Source organism: Citrobacter sp. Cpo100 (assembly GCF_030332595.1).
GTDB classification, from domain to species: domain Bacteria; phylum Pseudomonadota; class Gammaproteobacteria; order Enterobacterales; family Enterobacteriaceae; genus Citrobacter; species Citrobacter portucalensis.
Map to the genome: position 1 here is coordinate 37,727 of NZ_JAOWHM010000011.1, position 14,903 is coordinate 52,629.

At 56.0% G+C, this 14,903-nt stretch carries 14 protein-coding genes and 1 pseudogene; 10 read left to right on the top strand and 5 right to left on the bottom strand.

Annotated elements, in window-relative coordinates:
• The 3 genes from phnN to phnP are packed head-to-tail and all read left to right on the top strand — an operon-like array spanning position 1 to position 1,743.
• Positions 1-555, top strand: coding sequence for a ribose 1,5-bisphosphokinase (gene phnN / locus OGX96_RS00230; protein WP_008786953.1), 555 nt, complete (start codon positions 1-3; stop codon positions 553-555).
• Positions 542-976 (top strand): aminoalkylphosphonate N-acetyltransferase, encoded by a 435-nt coding sequence (gene phnO / locus OGX96_RS00235; protein WP_048215113.1) that lies wholly within the window; start codon positions 542-544, stop codon positions 974-976. The genes phnN and phnO overlap by 14 nt, the downstream gene beginning before the upstream one ends.
• Before the next feature lie 8 nt (positions 977-984).
• On the top strand, positions 985-1,743 hold the full coding sequence (gene phnP, locus OGX96_RS00240; protein ID WP_198803146.1) for a phosphonate metabolism protein PhnP: 759 nt from the start codon (positions 985-987) through the stop codon (positions 1,741-1,743).
• A gap of 52 nt (positions 1,744-1,795) precedes the next feature.
• Here phnP and OGX96_RS00245 read toward each other — a convergent pair whose 3' ends face one another.
• From OGX96_RS00245 to OGX96_RS00260, 4 genes and pseudogenes are all read right to left on the bottom strand, one after another.
• On the bottom strand, positions 1,796-2,137 hold the full coding sequence (locus OGX96_RS00245) for a HigA family addiction module antitoxin (RefSeq protein ID WP_008786950.1): 342 nt from the start codon (positions 2,135-2,137) through the stop codon (positions 1,796-1,798).
• A gap of 20 nt (positions 2,138-2,157) precedes the next feature.
• Positions 2,158-2,460: pseudogene (locus OGX96_RS00250) on the bottom strand (type II toxin-antitoxin system RelE/ParE family toxin).
• 155 nt (positions 2,461-2,615) lie between these two features.
• Positions 2,616-2,945, bottom strand: coding sequence for a DDRRRQL repeat protein YjdP (gene yjdP, locus OGX96_RS00255; protein ID WP_003031807.1), 330 nt, complete (start codon positions 2,943-2,945; stop codon positions 2,616-2,618).
• Positions 2,946-3,014: 69 nt separating this feature from the next.
• On the bottom strand, positions 3,015-5,279 hold the full coding sequence (locus tag OGX96_RS00260) for a hybrid sensor histidine kinase/response regulator (RefSeq protein ID WP_198803144.1): 2,265 nt from the start codon (positions 5,277-5,279) through the stop codon (positions 3,015-3,017).
• Positions 5,280-5,393: 114 nt separating this feature from the next.
• Between OGX96_RS00260 and OGX96_RS00265 the strand changes: the two genes are divergently transcribed.
• The 6 genes from OGX96_RS00265 to OGX96_RS00290 all read left to right on the top strand — a co-directional run bounded on the left by OGX96_RS00265 (position 5,394) and on the right by OGX96_RS00290 (position 11,615).
• Positions 5,394-6,917 carry a sugar ABC transporter ATP-binding protein gene (locus OGX96_RS00265; RefSeq protein ID WP_003844755.1) on the top strand — a complete coding sequence of 508 codons (1,524 nt, stop codon included), beginning with the start codon at positions 5,394-5,396 and terminating at the stop codon, positions 6,915-6,917.
• Entirely contained in the window at positions 6,910-7,905 is a 996-nt protein-coding gene (locus OGX96_RS00270) for an ABC transporter permease subunit (protein WP_008786947.1), read from the top strand. The genes OGX96_RS00265 and OGX96_RS00270 overlap by 8 nt, the downstream gene beginning before the upstream one ends.
• An 88-nt stretch (positions 7,906-7,993) precedes the next feature.
• Positions 7,994-8,935 carry an ABC transporter substrate-binding protein gene (locus OGX96_RS00275; RefSeq protein ID WP_003826688.1) on the top strand — a complete coding sequence of 314 codons (942 nt, stop codon included), beginning with the start codon at positions 7,994-7,996 and terminating at the stop codon, positions 8,933-8,935.
• 120 nt (positions 8,936-9,055) lie between these two features.
• Positions 9,056-9,739: a D-lyxose/D-mannose isomerase gene (locus tag OGX96_RS00280; protein WP_032942114.1), complete on the top strand. Its 684-nt coding sequence runs from the start codon at positions 9,056-9,058 to the stop codon at positions 9,737-9,739.
• 14 nt (positions 9,740-9,753) lie between these two features.
• On the top strand, positions 9,754-10,614 hold the full coding sequence (locus tag OGX96_RS00285) for a ketose 1,6-bisphosphate aldolase (RefSeq protein ID WP_286581969.1): 861 nt from the start codon (positions 9,754-9,756) through the stop codon (positions 10,612-10,614).
• The gene (locus tag OGX96_RS00290; protein WP_191228829.1) at positions 10,611-11,615 is read left to right on the top strand and encodes a carbohydrate kinase family protein; all 1,005 of its coding nucleotides are present in this window, start codon (positions 10,611-10,613) and stop codon (positions 11,613-11,615) included. Before OGX96_RS00285 ends, OGX96_RS00290 begins: the two co-directional genes overlap by 4 nt.
• A gap of 87 nt (positions 11,616-11,702) precedes the next feature.
• On the opposite strand, the gene OGX96_RS00295 is transcribed toward OGX96_RS00290, so the two are convergent.
• On the bottom strand, positions 11,703-12,434 hold the full coding sequence (locus OGX96_RS00295) for a response regulator (protein WP_048236333.1): 732 nt from the start codon (positions 12,432-12,434) through the stop codon (positions 11,703-11,705).
• A 288-nt stretch (positions 12,435-12,722) separates the two neighbouring features.
• Between OGX96_RS00295 and fdhF the strand changes: the two genes are divergently transcribed.
• Positions 12,723-14,870 (top strand): formate dehydrogenase subunit alpha, encoded by a 2,148-nt coding sequence (gene fdhF, locus OGX96_RS00300; protein WP_081305660.1) that lies wholly within the window; start codon positions 12,723-12,725, stop codon positions 14,868-14,870.
• Positions 14,871-14,903 lie beyond the last annotated feature (33 nt).

Genomic DNA, 14,903 nt, shown 5'->3' on the forward strand with positions numbered 1-14,903 from the left:
ATGGGTAAACTGATCTGGCTGATGGGGCCATCCGGCTCCGGTAAGGACAGTCTGCTGGCCGAACTCCGCCAGCAGGAACCGGCGCAACTGCTGGTGGCGCACCGTTACATCACCCGCGCCGCCAACGCCGGGAATGAAAATCATATTGCGCTGAGCGAACAAGAATTTTTTACCCGCGCCGGGCAGAACCTGCTGGCGCTGAGCTGGCACGCCAATGGCTTCTACTACGGCGTTGGCGTGGAGATTGACCTCTGGCTACACGCCGGTTTTGATGTGGTGGTCAACGGCTCACGGGCGCATCTGCCCCAGGCGCAGGCCCGTTACGGCACATCTTTACTCCCCATTTGCTTACAGGTTTCTCCGGCGATTTTACGCCAGCGCTTGCAGGCTCGTGGACGGGAGAGCGAAACGGAAATCGCCGCCCGTCTTGAGCGCGCAGCCCGCTACGCCCCGTATGACTGCCACGTCCTGAACAACGATGGAAGTTTGCTACAGTCTGTCGATACACTACTCACACTGATGGGACGCAAGGAGAAGAAACATGTCTGTCTGTGAATTACGCCGCGCTACGCTATACGATACCGATGCGGTTTATGCGCTCATCTGTGAGTTGAAACAGGGTCAATTCGACCTGCAGGCCTTTAGTGCCGGATACGCCGCAAATCTGCAAGATCCCAATATGCACTACCAACTGGCGCTGCTCGACGGACAGGTCGTCGGCTTGATCGGTCTGCACCTGCAGTTTCATCTGCACCACGCTAACTGGATTGGCGAAATACAGGAACTGGTGGTGATGCCGCAGGCGCGAGGATTAACGGTGGGCAGTCAGTTACTGGCCTGGGCCGAAGCCACCGCGCGCGAAGCGGGTGCAGAGATGACCGAGCTTTCCACCAGCACTCAACGCCTTAACGCTCACCGTTTTTATCAGCGCGAAGGCTATACCCAGAGCCATTTTCGCTTCACTAAACCGTTGTAGGGGGAGCCATGAGTCTGACCATTACGCTGACGGGAACGGGCGGCGCGCAGCTGGTGCCGACATTTGGCTGCGACTGTGCGGCCTGCCAACGAGCACGCTTACAGGCGCAATACCGTCGACGCCCTTGTAGCGGGGTGGTCAGGTTCAATAATGCGGTGACGCTGCTGGACGCGGGGATCCCGCATCTGATGGACGACTGGCCGGCGGGCAGCTTCCAGCAGTTTCTGCTGACCCACTATCATATGGATCATGTGCAAGGGCTGTTTCCGTTGCGCTGGGGTGTGGGGGCGACCATCCCGGTGTACGGTCCGCCGGATGAACAGGGTTGCGACGATCTGTTTAAGCATCCCGGCATCCTCGATTTTAGCCATACCGTGGCACCGTTCGTGGTGTTCGACCTGCAAGGATTGCAGGTAACGCCGCTACCGCTCAACCATTCAAAGCTGACGTTTGGTTATCTGCTGGAGACCGCACATAGCCGCGTGGCGTGGCTCTCCGATACCGCCGGACTTCCCGACAAGACGTTGAAGTTTCTCCACAATAACCAGCCTCAGGTGATTATCATTGACTGCAGCCATGCCCCGCGCGCCGAGCCACCGCGCAATCATTGTGATTTAAACACCGTTATCGCGTTGAACGACGTTATCCGCTGCCCACGAGTGATCCTGACGCACATCAGCCACCAGTTCGACCTGTGGATGATGGAACATCCGCTACCAGTAGGGTTTGAGGCAGGATATGACGGAATGGAGATTGTGCTGGAGTAAGGAAATTTGCCGGATGCGATGAAAACATCTTATCCGGCCTACAAACAGATGATTAAGCGACTTTTTTTGCGCCGACATCTCGCTGCGCAATAAAATCTTTAACTGAAACAATCCGGTTCAGTTCTTCTTGCGCCCGCATGTCATTTTCAACTTCCCACAGGTCAACCGCCGCCTGTAGGTTACGCCAGAAATCAACGGAGGTATCGAACGCTTTTGCCAAACGAAACGCCATATCCGTTGTTAATTTGCGATTATTGTTGACCAGTGCGCTCACTGTATTGCGGTGAACATGCAGAATTTCAGCCAGATCGTTGATTTTCAGATCAAGCGGTTCCAGGTATTCATATTGCAGGATATCACCCACAGTCGTTGGTTTTCTGGATGCCTGTTTCATATCGTTACCTTACGTTTTCTCTAATAGATGTGTGGATCTAAGTACACATCTTCGGCCTTACCATTAATCCATTTAAATATTAATCGGTACTGCTTGTTTACTCTGATTGAAGAATATTCCTGTAATTTTCCGGTTAACTCTTCATATCTGTTACCGGGTGGCGAGCGCAAATCCCGATGCGAAACAGCCGCATTAATGATATCCAGCTTTCTGGCTAATGCAGTGTGAATATCCGCAGGTATTTTTCTGTGCTATGTCGCCCGTTCAAAAAAATCTTCAAGCCATGTATCCCGAAAATTTCTGATATTTAATGATTTAGACATTCCATTGCCAGCACCTTTTCCATAAGCATAGAGAGATTGTAGTGCACACACGCACTGTGCTCAAGTGCATTCATTAACATAAAATGGTGAGCTGTTGGGCGAGCAGGTAAATCCCTGCCAGAAAGATAAAATACCCATAAATTTAATCGTTACCGCTAACGATCGTAATCCTCTTCCATTCTGCGCTCTTCGTCTTCTAACTGACGCCGTTCTTGATCGAGCTGGCGCTGACGGTCATCCAGTTGGCGACGTCGATCTTCAAACTGGCGGCGGCGATTGTCATATTGCCTGCGCCGGTCGTCACTCATCTGGCGCTGCCAGCTTTCATCACGGGAGTCATCATAATCCCGCCCGTTGTCCGGTTTGTATGCGTCGTTAATCGCCTGCTGAATATTACCAATGGCGTCATCGATAATATCCGCCTGTGCCGATACGGTGGTCAGCATTAGCAAACTAAAAAGAAGGAATGTCGCGGAGCGTTGCATAAAACCAGCCTCATCAAGAAACTCGCCCCACGGTAATCAAAGCGTATTTGCGCGGGTAGCGGAGGAATCTCAATTACGCGAATGCCGCAGCGCCTGCGCCAGTTCTCCCCGAGTAAAAGGCTTACGCAATAGCGCCACATCCGGCAACGCCGGGTTATGCGCCGGACGTAAATCCTGACCGCTTATCAGCAGGATGGACAACTGCGGATAATGTGCCTGGGCATGGTTAACCACATCCACGCCGCTTAAACCACCTGGCAGCATTAAGTCGCTGATAAAAATATCAATCTCGGATGAAGCCGCCAGCATATGCATCGCCTGTTCCCCGTTTGCGGCCTCTAACGTCAGGTAGCCCAGCAGGTGTAATTGCTCGCACAACGTCTGGCGTACATCGTCCTCATCCTCAAGCACCAACACCAGTTTTTCACCGCTGTTCGCCGCATGTACCGCCACCGGTTCTGCCTGAGCCTGCACTGGCACAACGGCGCGAGGCAGTTGTAGCCTGACCGTCGTTCCCTGTCCGGGAGCGCTTTCAATCTCCACCCGACCACCGGACTGGCGCACAAAACCGTAAACCATCGACAGCCCCAGTCCGCTGCCGCTACCGGTCTGTTTGGTGGTGAAAAACGGCTCGAAGACCTGGGCTTTCACCTCCTGTGACATCCCGCTACCCTGGTCGGCCACCTCCAGCATCACCATATCCTGCTTGCGTCCATCGCTGCGCGTGACCCGCTGATTCCAGGTACGGATTTTAATCGTGCCCGCCTGCCCGTCCATAGCGTCACGGGCGTTCATCACCAGATTGATAATGGCGTTTTCCAGTTGGCTGACGTCAATCCACGCGGGCCAGGCGGGAGACTGGGCTTCAATCTCCAGCGTCAACGTGGCCGGAAGAGAGTGGCGCATCAGTTCGCCCAGATTTTCCAGCAGAGTTTTCAGCTCCACCGCATGAGGGTGCAGCGACTGTTTGCGCGAAAAGGCCAGCAGTCGCTGGGTAAGCAGCGCCCCACGCTCGGCGGCTTTTAGCGCCCGATTGACCCGCGGCGCGTCGGGAGAATCCGGATTCACCAGATCCAGACTGCCAATAATAACCGCCAGCAGGTTATTGAAATCATGTGCTAATCCGCCCGTCAATTGCCCCACCGCCTTCAGCTTTTGGCTGTGCAACAGCGCCTCTTCCAGCCCCTGACGTTCGGTGCGATCGATTTCCATCTGGCTGGTTTTTTCTTTTAGCAGTCGGGTGGTGTGCTCCAGCGACGCCGTATTCCGGGCAAAGACGCTAAAGGCGCGGGCCAGCTCGCCTAACTCATCACGACGCTGCAGGGCCGGGACGCTGACGTCTGATTCACCGTGCGCCAGCCGGGTCATCGCCCGTGAAATGGCCGTCAGGTTGGAACCGAGATTACGGTAGATATACCACCCGGCAAAACCGGTGATCACCACCGCCAGCAGCGCAAACACTAAAATAAACAACGCGCCGGATTGCAGTTCCTGATGGCTTTGCGCCACCCGCTGCTCTGAGATCAGCGCCACCTGCGAGGCATACTGATTGATATCGCTGTTGAGGATCGCCACCAGCGCTTTGATATGAAACATATACCAGTTGATGGCCAAATCGCTCTGCTCCAGCGCGGAAGAGAGCGGCTCCAGCTTATGCAGCTCCTGGTTGAAGTCGTTGAGGATACCGCTAATCAGCGGACTAGCATGGCGCAAGGGAAGCGCAGGCATCACCGCATCCAGTTGTTTCACCACCGAACGCGGCGTGGGCGTGTCGATGGCGGCAACAATTAAGCGGTCCATCTGCCCCAGCAGCGCATCATCCTGCGCGCCGGTCAACTTTTGCAGATGACGTAAATAGCTTTGATTTTGATACAGCGAACTGAGCAACGCGTTACGCTCCAGGTGTCGCCGCTGCCCGCGCTGCAACATCCCTTCTACGCTGTTTTGTAGTTCATTACTGCGCTGGATAATACGCTCGACCAGCACCGGCTCTTGCTGTGCCAGCGGCGCGGTAGCCAGTTGTTCCAGCGACTGCTTCAGCGCCCTTTGCGTCTCCTGCAGCCGCTCCGCTTCCCCTTTGTATTCCAGCGCCCCGACCACCTGCGACAACCGCACCGCCGCCGTCGCCACGTTCGCCGTATCCCGCGCCAGGTTCATGCTGCCGGTCATGTCGTCAACGGTTTGCTGCTGCACCTGCTCCTGAATCTGACTGGCATGCTGAAAACCCAGCACCGCCACGCCGCTCACCATCAGCGTGACAGCCACCACCAGCAGATTGAAGAACAGCAATCGTCCGCGCGCACTGGCGAGAAAGTGACGTCCCGGTTGCGGCATATCACGCTCCGTGAAGAAAAATCGCAATATGACAAATATGAACGGCTTCTGACATTTTGCATTTACATTCCTGTGATGGACTGCTGATATCGGCCACCCCACAGGAGATCCGCCATGAGCAGGACACCGGTTCTGGAGATGCGCAACATTGCTAAAGCGTTTGGCAAATTTTACGCGCTGAAAGGGGTCGATTTAACGGTCTGGCCGGGCGAGATTCATGCCCTGATGGGCGAGAATGGCGCGGGGAAGAGCACCCTGATGAAGATCCTCGCGGGCGCCTATACCGCCACCAGCGGTGAGATCCTGATTGACGGTCAGCCGTTCCATATTCGCGGTCCTAAAGATGCGCTTAGCGCAGGCATCACGCTGATTTATCAGGAGATGCAGCTCGCGCCGAACCTGACGGTAGCGGAAAATATCTTTCTTGGCAGCGAGCTGTCGCGCGGCGGGCTGGTCCAGCGTAAAGAGATGGTCATGCAGTCGCAGAAAGTCATCGACCGACTCGGCGCCCAGTTTAAGGCTAGCGACCGTGTGATGACGTTGACCATCGCCGAACAGCAGCAGGTGGAAATTGCCCGCGCCCTGCACCGTAACAGCCGCATTCTGGTAATGGATGAACCCACCGCCGCCCTCTCTTCACGTGAAACCCACCGCCTGTTTGAACTGATCATGCGCCTGCGCGATGAGGGGATGGCGATTATCTACATCAGCCACCGCATGGCGGAAGTGTACGAACTCTCGGACCGCGTCAGCGTCCTGCGCGACGGGCAATATGTTGGCAGTCTGACCCGCGACAAGCTCAACGCCTCGGAGCTGGTACGCATGATGGTGGGCCGTCCGTTGAGCGATCTGTTCAACAAAGAGCGCGACATTCCCTTAGGTAAAGCACGCCTCAATGTTCATCACCTGACCGACGGCCATAAAGTCCAGCCGTGCAGCTTGCTGGTGCGCTCCGGGGAGATCGTCGGCCTGGCCGGGCTAGTCGGTGCCGGGCGTTCTGAACTGGCTCAGCTTATTTTTGGCGTGCGTAAAGCCATCGGCGGCATGATTGAAGTAGACGGTGAACCGGTAGTGATCCACTCCCCCCGCGAGGCGATTGACCACGGCATTGGCTTTCTGACGGAAAACCGCAAAGAACAGGGATTATTTTTAGAGCTGGCAGCGGCAGAAAACATCACCATGGCAACGCTGGAGCGTGACGCCAACTGGGGCATGCTCGATCGCAAAAAGGCGCAGGCTATTTCCGATGACGCCATCAAGCTGCTCAACATCCGCGTGCCGCACGCACAGGTACGCGCGGGCGGGCTGTCCGGCGGAAATCAGCAAAAACTGCTGATTTCACGCTGGGTCGCGATCGGCCCACGTATTTTGATCCTCGATGAACCCACGCGCGGCGTGGACGTCGGTGCCAAAAGCGAGATCTACCGGATCATGAACGATATGGCGCGCAAAGGCGTAGCGATCCTGATGATCTCCAGCGAGCTGCCGGAAGTCGTCGGTATGAGCGATCGCGTTTATGTCATGCGGGAAGGCAGTATTGCCGGCGAGCTGAACGGACAAAGCATTACCCAGGAAAATATTATGACGCTGGCAACCGGCGTGAACGACTCCCACCATCAGGCGGTGCCCCATGAATAATCCAACCACTCCCCAGCAGGTGGCGAAATCCGCCTCCGCAAAAAAAATGCTGATGAGCGATCTGATGCAAACGGTCGGCATCTTACCGATTCTCATCCTGATTGTGGCGGTATTTGGCTTTATCGCGCCTAACTTTTTTACCGAAAGTAACCTGCTGAATATTACCCGTCAGGCCTCGATCAACATCGTGCTGGCGGCTGGCATGACCTTCATTATTTTGACCGGCGGGATCGACCTCTCGGTTGGCTCGATTCTCGGTACCACCGCTGTCGCAGCCATGGTCGTTTCTCTTATTCCTGAGCTTGCCATGCTATCGATTCCGGCGGCGCTGATGCTCGGTCTGGTGCTGGGATTGTTTAACGGCGCGCTGGTCGCTTTTGCCGGACTACCGCCGTTTATCGTCACGCTTGGAACCTATACGGCGCTGCGCGGTGCGGCCTATCTGCTGGCCGACGGTACAACGGTGATTAACTCCAATATCAGCTTTGAGTGGATCGGTAACAACTATCTCGGCCCGGTTCCGTGGCTGGTGGTCATTGCGCTGGCGGTGGTGGTGGTGTGCTGGTTCATTCTGCGCCGCACCACGCTCGGCGTTCATATCTACGCGGTCGGCGGCAATATGCAGGCCGCACGTTTAACCGGGATCAAAGTGTGGCTGGTGCTGCTGTTCGTCTACGGCATGAGCGGTTTGCTCTCAGGTCTTGGCGGGGTGATGAGCGCCTCGCGGCTGTATAGCGCCAACGGCAACTTAGGCATGGGTTACGAGCTGGACGCCATCGCGGCGGTGATCCTCGGCGGCACCAGCTTTGTTGGCGGGATCGGCACCATCACCGGCACGCTGGTGGGGGCATTGATAATCGCCACGCTCAATAACGGCATGACGCTGATGGGCGTCTCCTATTTCTGGCAACTGGTGATCAAAGGGGCGGTGATCATCATAGCGGTGCTGATCGACAAATACCGTACCCGACACCATCAAAGTGCATAGACAAGCTTACTGGCCTACTCATTCGTAGGCCTGATAAGCGCAGCGCCATCAGGCGTATAACAACAATACCCTACGTGAGGAAACGAGTATGCGTTTGAAGCCATTAGTAACCGCGCTCTGTGCTGGCGCCCTGCTTGCTGCAGCTCCGTTTGTGCAGGCAAAAGAACTGAAATCGATCGGCGTTACGGTGGGCGATCTGGCCAACCCGTTCTTCGTGCAGATCACCAAAGGCGCGGAGCTGGAAGCACGCAAGCTGGCAGGTGATAGCGTTAAAGTAACGCTGGTTTCCAGCGGCTACGATCTGGGGCAACAGGTGTCGCAGATCGACAACTTTATTGCCGCCAAAGTCGACATGATTATCCTTAACGCCGCCGACTCTAAAGGCATCGGCCCGGCGGTAAAACGCGCGAAAGACGCCGGGATCGTGGTGGTTGCCGTTGACGTGGCAGCGGAAGGCGCAGACGCGACCATTACCTCCGATAACACCCAGGCAGGTGAAATGGCCTGTAAATACATTACCGACCGCCTGAAAGGCAAAGGCAACGTCGTCATCATCAACGGGCCGCCGGTTTCCGCCGTCCAGAACCGCGTGGAAGGCTGCCAGACTGAGTTTAAACGCCACCCTGACATCAAGGTGCTGTCGCATAACCAAAACGCCAAAGGCAGTCGTGAAGGCGGGCTAGAGATCATGACCGCGCTGCTGGCGGCGAATCCGAAGATCGACGGCGTATTCGCCATTAACGATCCGACGGCGATCGGTGCCGATCTGGCGGCAAAACAGGCGCAGCGTAGTGAATTCTTTATTGTCGGCGTAGATGGATCCCCGGACGGTGAAGAAGCGCTGAAGCGCGAAAACTCACTATTTGTGGCGACTCCGGCACAAGATCCGCAGGTGATGGCTGCCAAAGCGGTCGAAATCGGCTATGACATATTGCAGGGGAAACCCGCCCCGAAAGAACCCGTGCTGATCCCGGTGACGATGATCGATAAAAACAACGTCGGCAGTTATAAGGGTTGGACGGTTAAATAGCCCGCCACAACAACGCCGGATGGCGGCAAAAATGCCCTATCCGGCCTACAAGATCGCTATGAATTTGTAGGCCGGATAAGCGCGGTGCCATCCGGCATTATATTAAGGAGGATTCAGCCGATGAAACGCTCCGCAATAAACGAGATCCTTGGCCACACGCGCCAGTTTTTCTCTCAGCACGACGTGCATCTCCCCCCTTTTGCCAGCTTCCCCCCGACCCAATGGCGCAAGCTTGATGCTGCAGCCTGGAGCGAAGTGTTCGACCTTAAGCTCGGTTGGGATGTCACCGCATTTGGCGGCAACAATTTCGCCGCGCAAGGGTTAACGCTGTTCACTCTGCGTAATGGCTCGCCGAAAGGCATGCCTTACGAGAAATGCTACGCCGAGAAAATCATGCATGTTCGCGATGCGCAGGTCACGCCGATGCATTTTCACTGGCGCAAACGCGAAGACATTATCAATCGCGGCGGCGGCAATTTAATTGTGGAACTGTGGAATGCGGGGATCCGGGAACAAACGGAGGAGACCGACGTCAGCGTGGTAATTGACGGCTGTCGGCAAACCCATGCAGCGGGCAGTCAGTTACGCCTGACGCCGGGTGAAAGCATCTGCCTGCCGCCGGGCCTGTATCACAGCTTCTGGGCGGAAGAAGGTTTTGGCGACGTGCTGGTCGGCGAGGTTTCTTCTGTTAATGACGACGACCACGATAATCACTTTTTGCAACCGATCGCCCGCTATAACGACATTGAAGAAGACGAGCCGGCGCAGCTGGTGCTGTGTAACGAATATCGCCTGTTCCGCTAACCAAGGAGCGCATTATGCCGTTGATATCTCTCGCTGATGGCCTTGCCCATGCCCGTGAGCATCACTATGCCTTAGGGGCATTTAATGTTCTGGATTCACACTTCCTGCGCGCGCTGTTTGCCGCGGCAAAGCAGGAACGTTCGCCGTTTATCATCAATATCGCCGAAGTACATTTTAAATATATCTCGCTGGATTCTCTGGTCGAAGCGGTCAAGTTCGAAGCCGCGCGGCATGACATTCCGGTGGTGCTAAACCTTGACCACGGCCTGCACTTTGAGTCGGTAGTTCGGGCACTACGCTTAGGGTTCAGTTCAGTGATGTTCGATGGCTCCACGCTGGAGTATGAAGAAAATATCCGCCAGACCCGCGAAGTGGTGAAGATGTGCCACGCCGTCGGCGTGTCGGTGGAAGCCGAACTGGGTGCAGTCGGCGGCGATGAGGGCGGCGCGCTGTACGGCCATGCCGACGAGTCGCTATTTACCGACCCAATGATGGCGCGTGATTTCGTCGACAGAACCGGGATTGACGCGCTGGCGGTCGCCATTGGCAATGCCCACGGCAAATACGAAGGCGAACCGCTGCTCGACTTCCCGCGTCTGGACGCCATTCGCCAGCAGGCGGCAATCCCGCTGGTACTGCATGGCGGCTCCGGTATCAGCGACGACGATTTCAAGCGCGCGATTGAACTCGGCATTCACAAAATCAACTTCTATACCGGCATGTCGCAGGCGGCGCTGTCGGCGGTAGAAACACGGATGGCGAATCGCCAGCCGCTGTACGACGAATTCGCCGAACTGCTGCTCGGCATTGAAGAGGCCATTACCGATACCGTTTCGGAACAGATGCGCATTTTTGGCAGCGCGGGACGGGTCTGATGGAACGCAAAGGCGTTATCGCCGCAGGCAACATGCTGGTCGATCACGTGCATCAAATTGTGCAGTGGCCGGAACGTGGCTGGCTGGCGGAAATCACCCGTAGCGAACGCGCCACGGGCGGTGCGCCGCTTAATGTGCTGCTGACGCTGGCAAAAATGCACACTGGGCTGCCGTTGCAGGCGGTGGGGTTAATCGGTCAGGACAGCGACGGCGACTACATTATGGCGATGCTGGAGCAGTATCACGTTAATCGCCAACACGTGCAGCGCACCACATTCGCCCCCACGTCGATGTCGCAGGTGATGACCGATCCCAGCGGTCAGCGCACCTTTTTCCACTCGCCCGGTGCCAATCGGCTACTCGATCTGCCTGCGTTTGAGCAACTGGATACCTCGATGAAAATCTTCCATCTGGGATATCTGCTGCTGCTCGACAGTCTGGACATGCCGGATGAGGAGTACGGGACGCGTAGCGCACGCCTGCTGGCGCAAATGCGCGACAACGGCTTTGAAACGTCGCTGGATCTGGTCTCACGCAAGGGCGACCCGCGCTATCAACCGCTGGTGATGCCAGCCCTGCGCCATCTCGACTATCTGGTGATTAACGAGCTGGAAGCCGGGGAGTTCAGCGGGCTGGAGATCCGCCAGCCAAACGGCGAACTGCATATTGCGCACATCGCCACCGCCGCACGCGAATTATTGAATGCAGGTGTACGCCAGCGGGTGGTGATCCACTGTCCGGAAGGGGCCTGGGGTGAAGCGCCGGATCTGCCGGGCGTCTGGATCCCGTCGCAGTACCTGGCGCAGGAGGAGATCGTTGGCAGCGTCGGAGCGGGAGATGCGTTTTGCGCTGGATTTTTGTATGGCTGTCATGAGCGCTGGTCGCTGACGGACAGCGTCAGGTTGGCACACGCCTGTGCGCGGGCAAGCTTGCTGTGCGCGAATGCGATAGATGGCGCGAAGACGCTGGCAGAGTTGAAAGCAGAAATGGCTGACGCCTGATGCGCTACGCTTATCAGGCCTACGGGGTCGTTATCGTTTTTGTAGGCCGGATAAGGCGTTTACGCCGCATCCGGCAACTGCACACGATCACGCCGCCTTATCGTGATGCTGCACGTCGGCGGCAAACACATAACCCAGCCCGCGCAGGGTTTTGATCAACATTGGCTGGTGCGGGTTGTTCTCTATTTTTCGCCGCAGCCGCATGATTAACACGTCAATAGTGCGGTCAAACACCTCAACGCTGTCGCTGCGCGTCAGCTCCAGCAGCTGTTCCCGGCTCAGCACCCGCCGGGCATTTTGGGCCAGCGCCAACAGCAGGCTGTATTCCCCCTGCGTCAACTCCACCTTCAACTGCTGGGGATTATGCAGCTGGCAACCGGCGGTATCCAGATGCCAGCCATTGAAAGAAAGCCCCGTGGTCTGTGGGCCGCCGCTTTCTGCCGTTAACACGCCAACGCGTCTGAGCACCGCCTTTACCCGCGCCACCAGCACCCGCGCATTGAACGGCTTACCGATATAGTCGTCAGCCCCCATTTCCAACCCAACAACTACATCCGACTCGCTGCCAAGCCCGGTCAGCATCACCACCGGTAATCCGGGCCTCAACTTCTGCACCTGTTGTAGCACCATCAGGCCGTTAGTATCGGGCAACATCATATCCAGTAATACCAGAGCGATATCCGGCTGAGTCTCAATGCAGCGCAGCGCCTCCTGCCCGGTGTGACAGGCGGTCACCGTAAAGACGTGTTCGCTCAGCACATCCTGTAAAAGCGTGCAGACAGCGATGTCATCATCCACAACCAGTATGGCTGGCTTCATTGTTTTTCCCCATTTCTGGCCAACTTAAATGAGTGTGATTGATTCTGCACAGAGTGACAGCGATAAGGCACAAGGATGTGCGGGAAACATAACCTCGGTCACACTGCCGGGGCGTCACGTATTGGAGATTCGTCACGTCAAATATGACGACAGCCTGTTTTTCGTCAGGGTTTTGCGCAAAATTCGCCCGTAATATCGACTAATGCCCCTGATAAAAACATGGCATAAAAGATGCATAACAAAAACGACAAGCGCGTATGCGCGATTTGATTAACTGGAGCGAGACCGATGAAAAAAGTCGTCACGGTTTGCCCATATTGCGCATCAGGTTGCAAAATCAACCTGGTGGTCGATAACGGCAAAATCGTCCGGGCTGAAGCGGCGCAGGGGAAAACCAACCAGGGTACCCTGTGTCTGAAGGGCTACTATGGCTGGGATTTTATCAATGATACCCAGATCCTGACCCCTCGTCTGAAAACCCCTATGATCCGTCGCCAGCGTGGCGGCAAACTGGAATCTGTTTCCTGGGATGAAGCGCTGAATTACGTCGCCGATCGCCTGAGCGCCATCAAAGCGAAGTACGGCCCGGACGCTATTCAGACGACCGGTTCATCTCGCGGTACAGGTAACGAAACCAACTATGTAATGCAAAAATTCGCGCGCGCCGTTATTGGTACCAATAACGTTGACTGCTGCGCTCGCGTCTGACACGGCCCATCGGTTGCAGGTCTGCACCAATCGGTCGGTAACGGCGCAATGAGTAATGCTATCAATGAAATTGATAACACAGATTTAGTGTTCATCTTCGGGTACAACCCGGCGGATTCCCACCCGATCGTGGCGAATCACGTGATTAATGCTAAACGTAACGGGGCGAAAATCATCGTCTGCGATCCGCGCAAAATTGAAACCGCGCGTATTGCCGACATGCACATCGCGTTGAAAAACGGCTCGAACATCGCGCTGCTCAACGCTATGGGTCATGTCATCATCGAAGAAAAACTGTATGACCAGGCGTTCGTCGCCTCCCGTACGGAAGGATTCGAAGAGTACAGCAAGATCGTCGAAGGCTACACGCCGGAGTCCGTCGAAGATATCACTGGCGTTAGCGCGCAGGATATTCGTCAGGCTGCACGTATGTATGCCACGGCGAAAAGCGCGGCCATCCTGTGGGGCATGGGTGTTACCCAGTTCTATCAGGGCGTGGAAACCGTGCGTTCACTGACCAGCCTCGCAATGCTGACCGGCAACCTCGGTAAGCCGAGCGTGGGCGTTAACCCGGTTCGTGGGCAGAACAACGTTCAGGGCGCATGTGACATGGGCGCGCTGCCGGATACTTATCCGGGCTATCAGTATGTGAAAGATCCGGCTAACCGCGAGAAGTTCGCTAAAGCCTGGGGCGTGGAAAGTCTGCCTGCTCATACCGGCTATCGCATCAGCGAACTGCCGCACCGTGCAGCGCATGGCGAAGTACGCGCGGCGTACATCATGGGTGAAGATCCATTACAAACCGATGCTGAACTCTCCGCAGTGCGCAAAGGCTTTGAGGATCTGGAACTGGTCATCGTGCAGGATATCTTCATGACCAAAACTGCCGCTGCCGCAGACGTTATTTTACCGTCTACGTCATGGGGTGAACATGAAGGCGTATTCTCCGCAGCTGACCGTGGCTTCCAGCGCTTCTTTAAAGCCGTTGAGCCGAAGTGGGATCTGAAAACGGACTGGCAGATTATCAGTGAAATCGCCACCCGTATGGGCTACCCGATGCACTACAACAACACCCAGGAAATCTGGGACGAGTTGCGTCATCTGTGCCCGGATTTCTACGGTGCCACTTACGAGAAAATGGGCGAACTGGGTTATATCCAGTGGCCTTGCCGCGACACCTCAGAAGCCGACCAGGGTACGTCTTATCTCTTCAAAGAGAAGTTCGACACCCCGAACGGCCTGGCGCAGTTCTTCACCTGCGACTGGGTAGCGCCAATCGACAAACTCACTGAGGAGTACCCGATGGTACTGTCTACAGTGCGTGAAGTCGGCCACTACTCTTGCCGTTCGATGACCGGTAACTGTGCGGCGTTGGCCGCGCTGGCGGATGAACCGGGCTATGCCCAGATCAACACCGCCGACGCAGAACGCCTGGGCATCCAGGATGAAGAGCTGGTGTGGGTGAACTCGCGTAAAGGCCGGGTCATTACCCGTGCGGCAGTCAGCGATCGTCCAAACAAAGGCGCGATTTACATGACCTACCAGTGGTGGATTGGCGCATGTAATGAACTGGTAACCGAGAACTTAAGCCCGATTACCAAAACGCCGGAGTACAAGTACTGTGCTGTAAACGTTGAACGCATTGCCGATCAGCGCGCTGCCGAGCAGTATGTCATTGATGAGTACACCAAGCTGAAAGCCAGCCTGCGCGAAAGCGCGATGGGTTAAGCTTCCCCTGACGGCCTCCATTCGGAGGCCGTT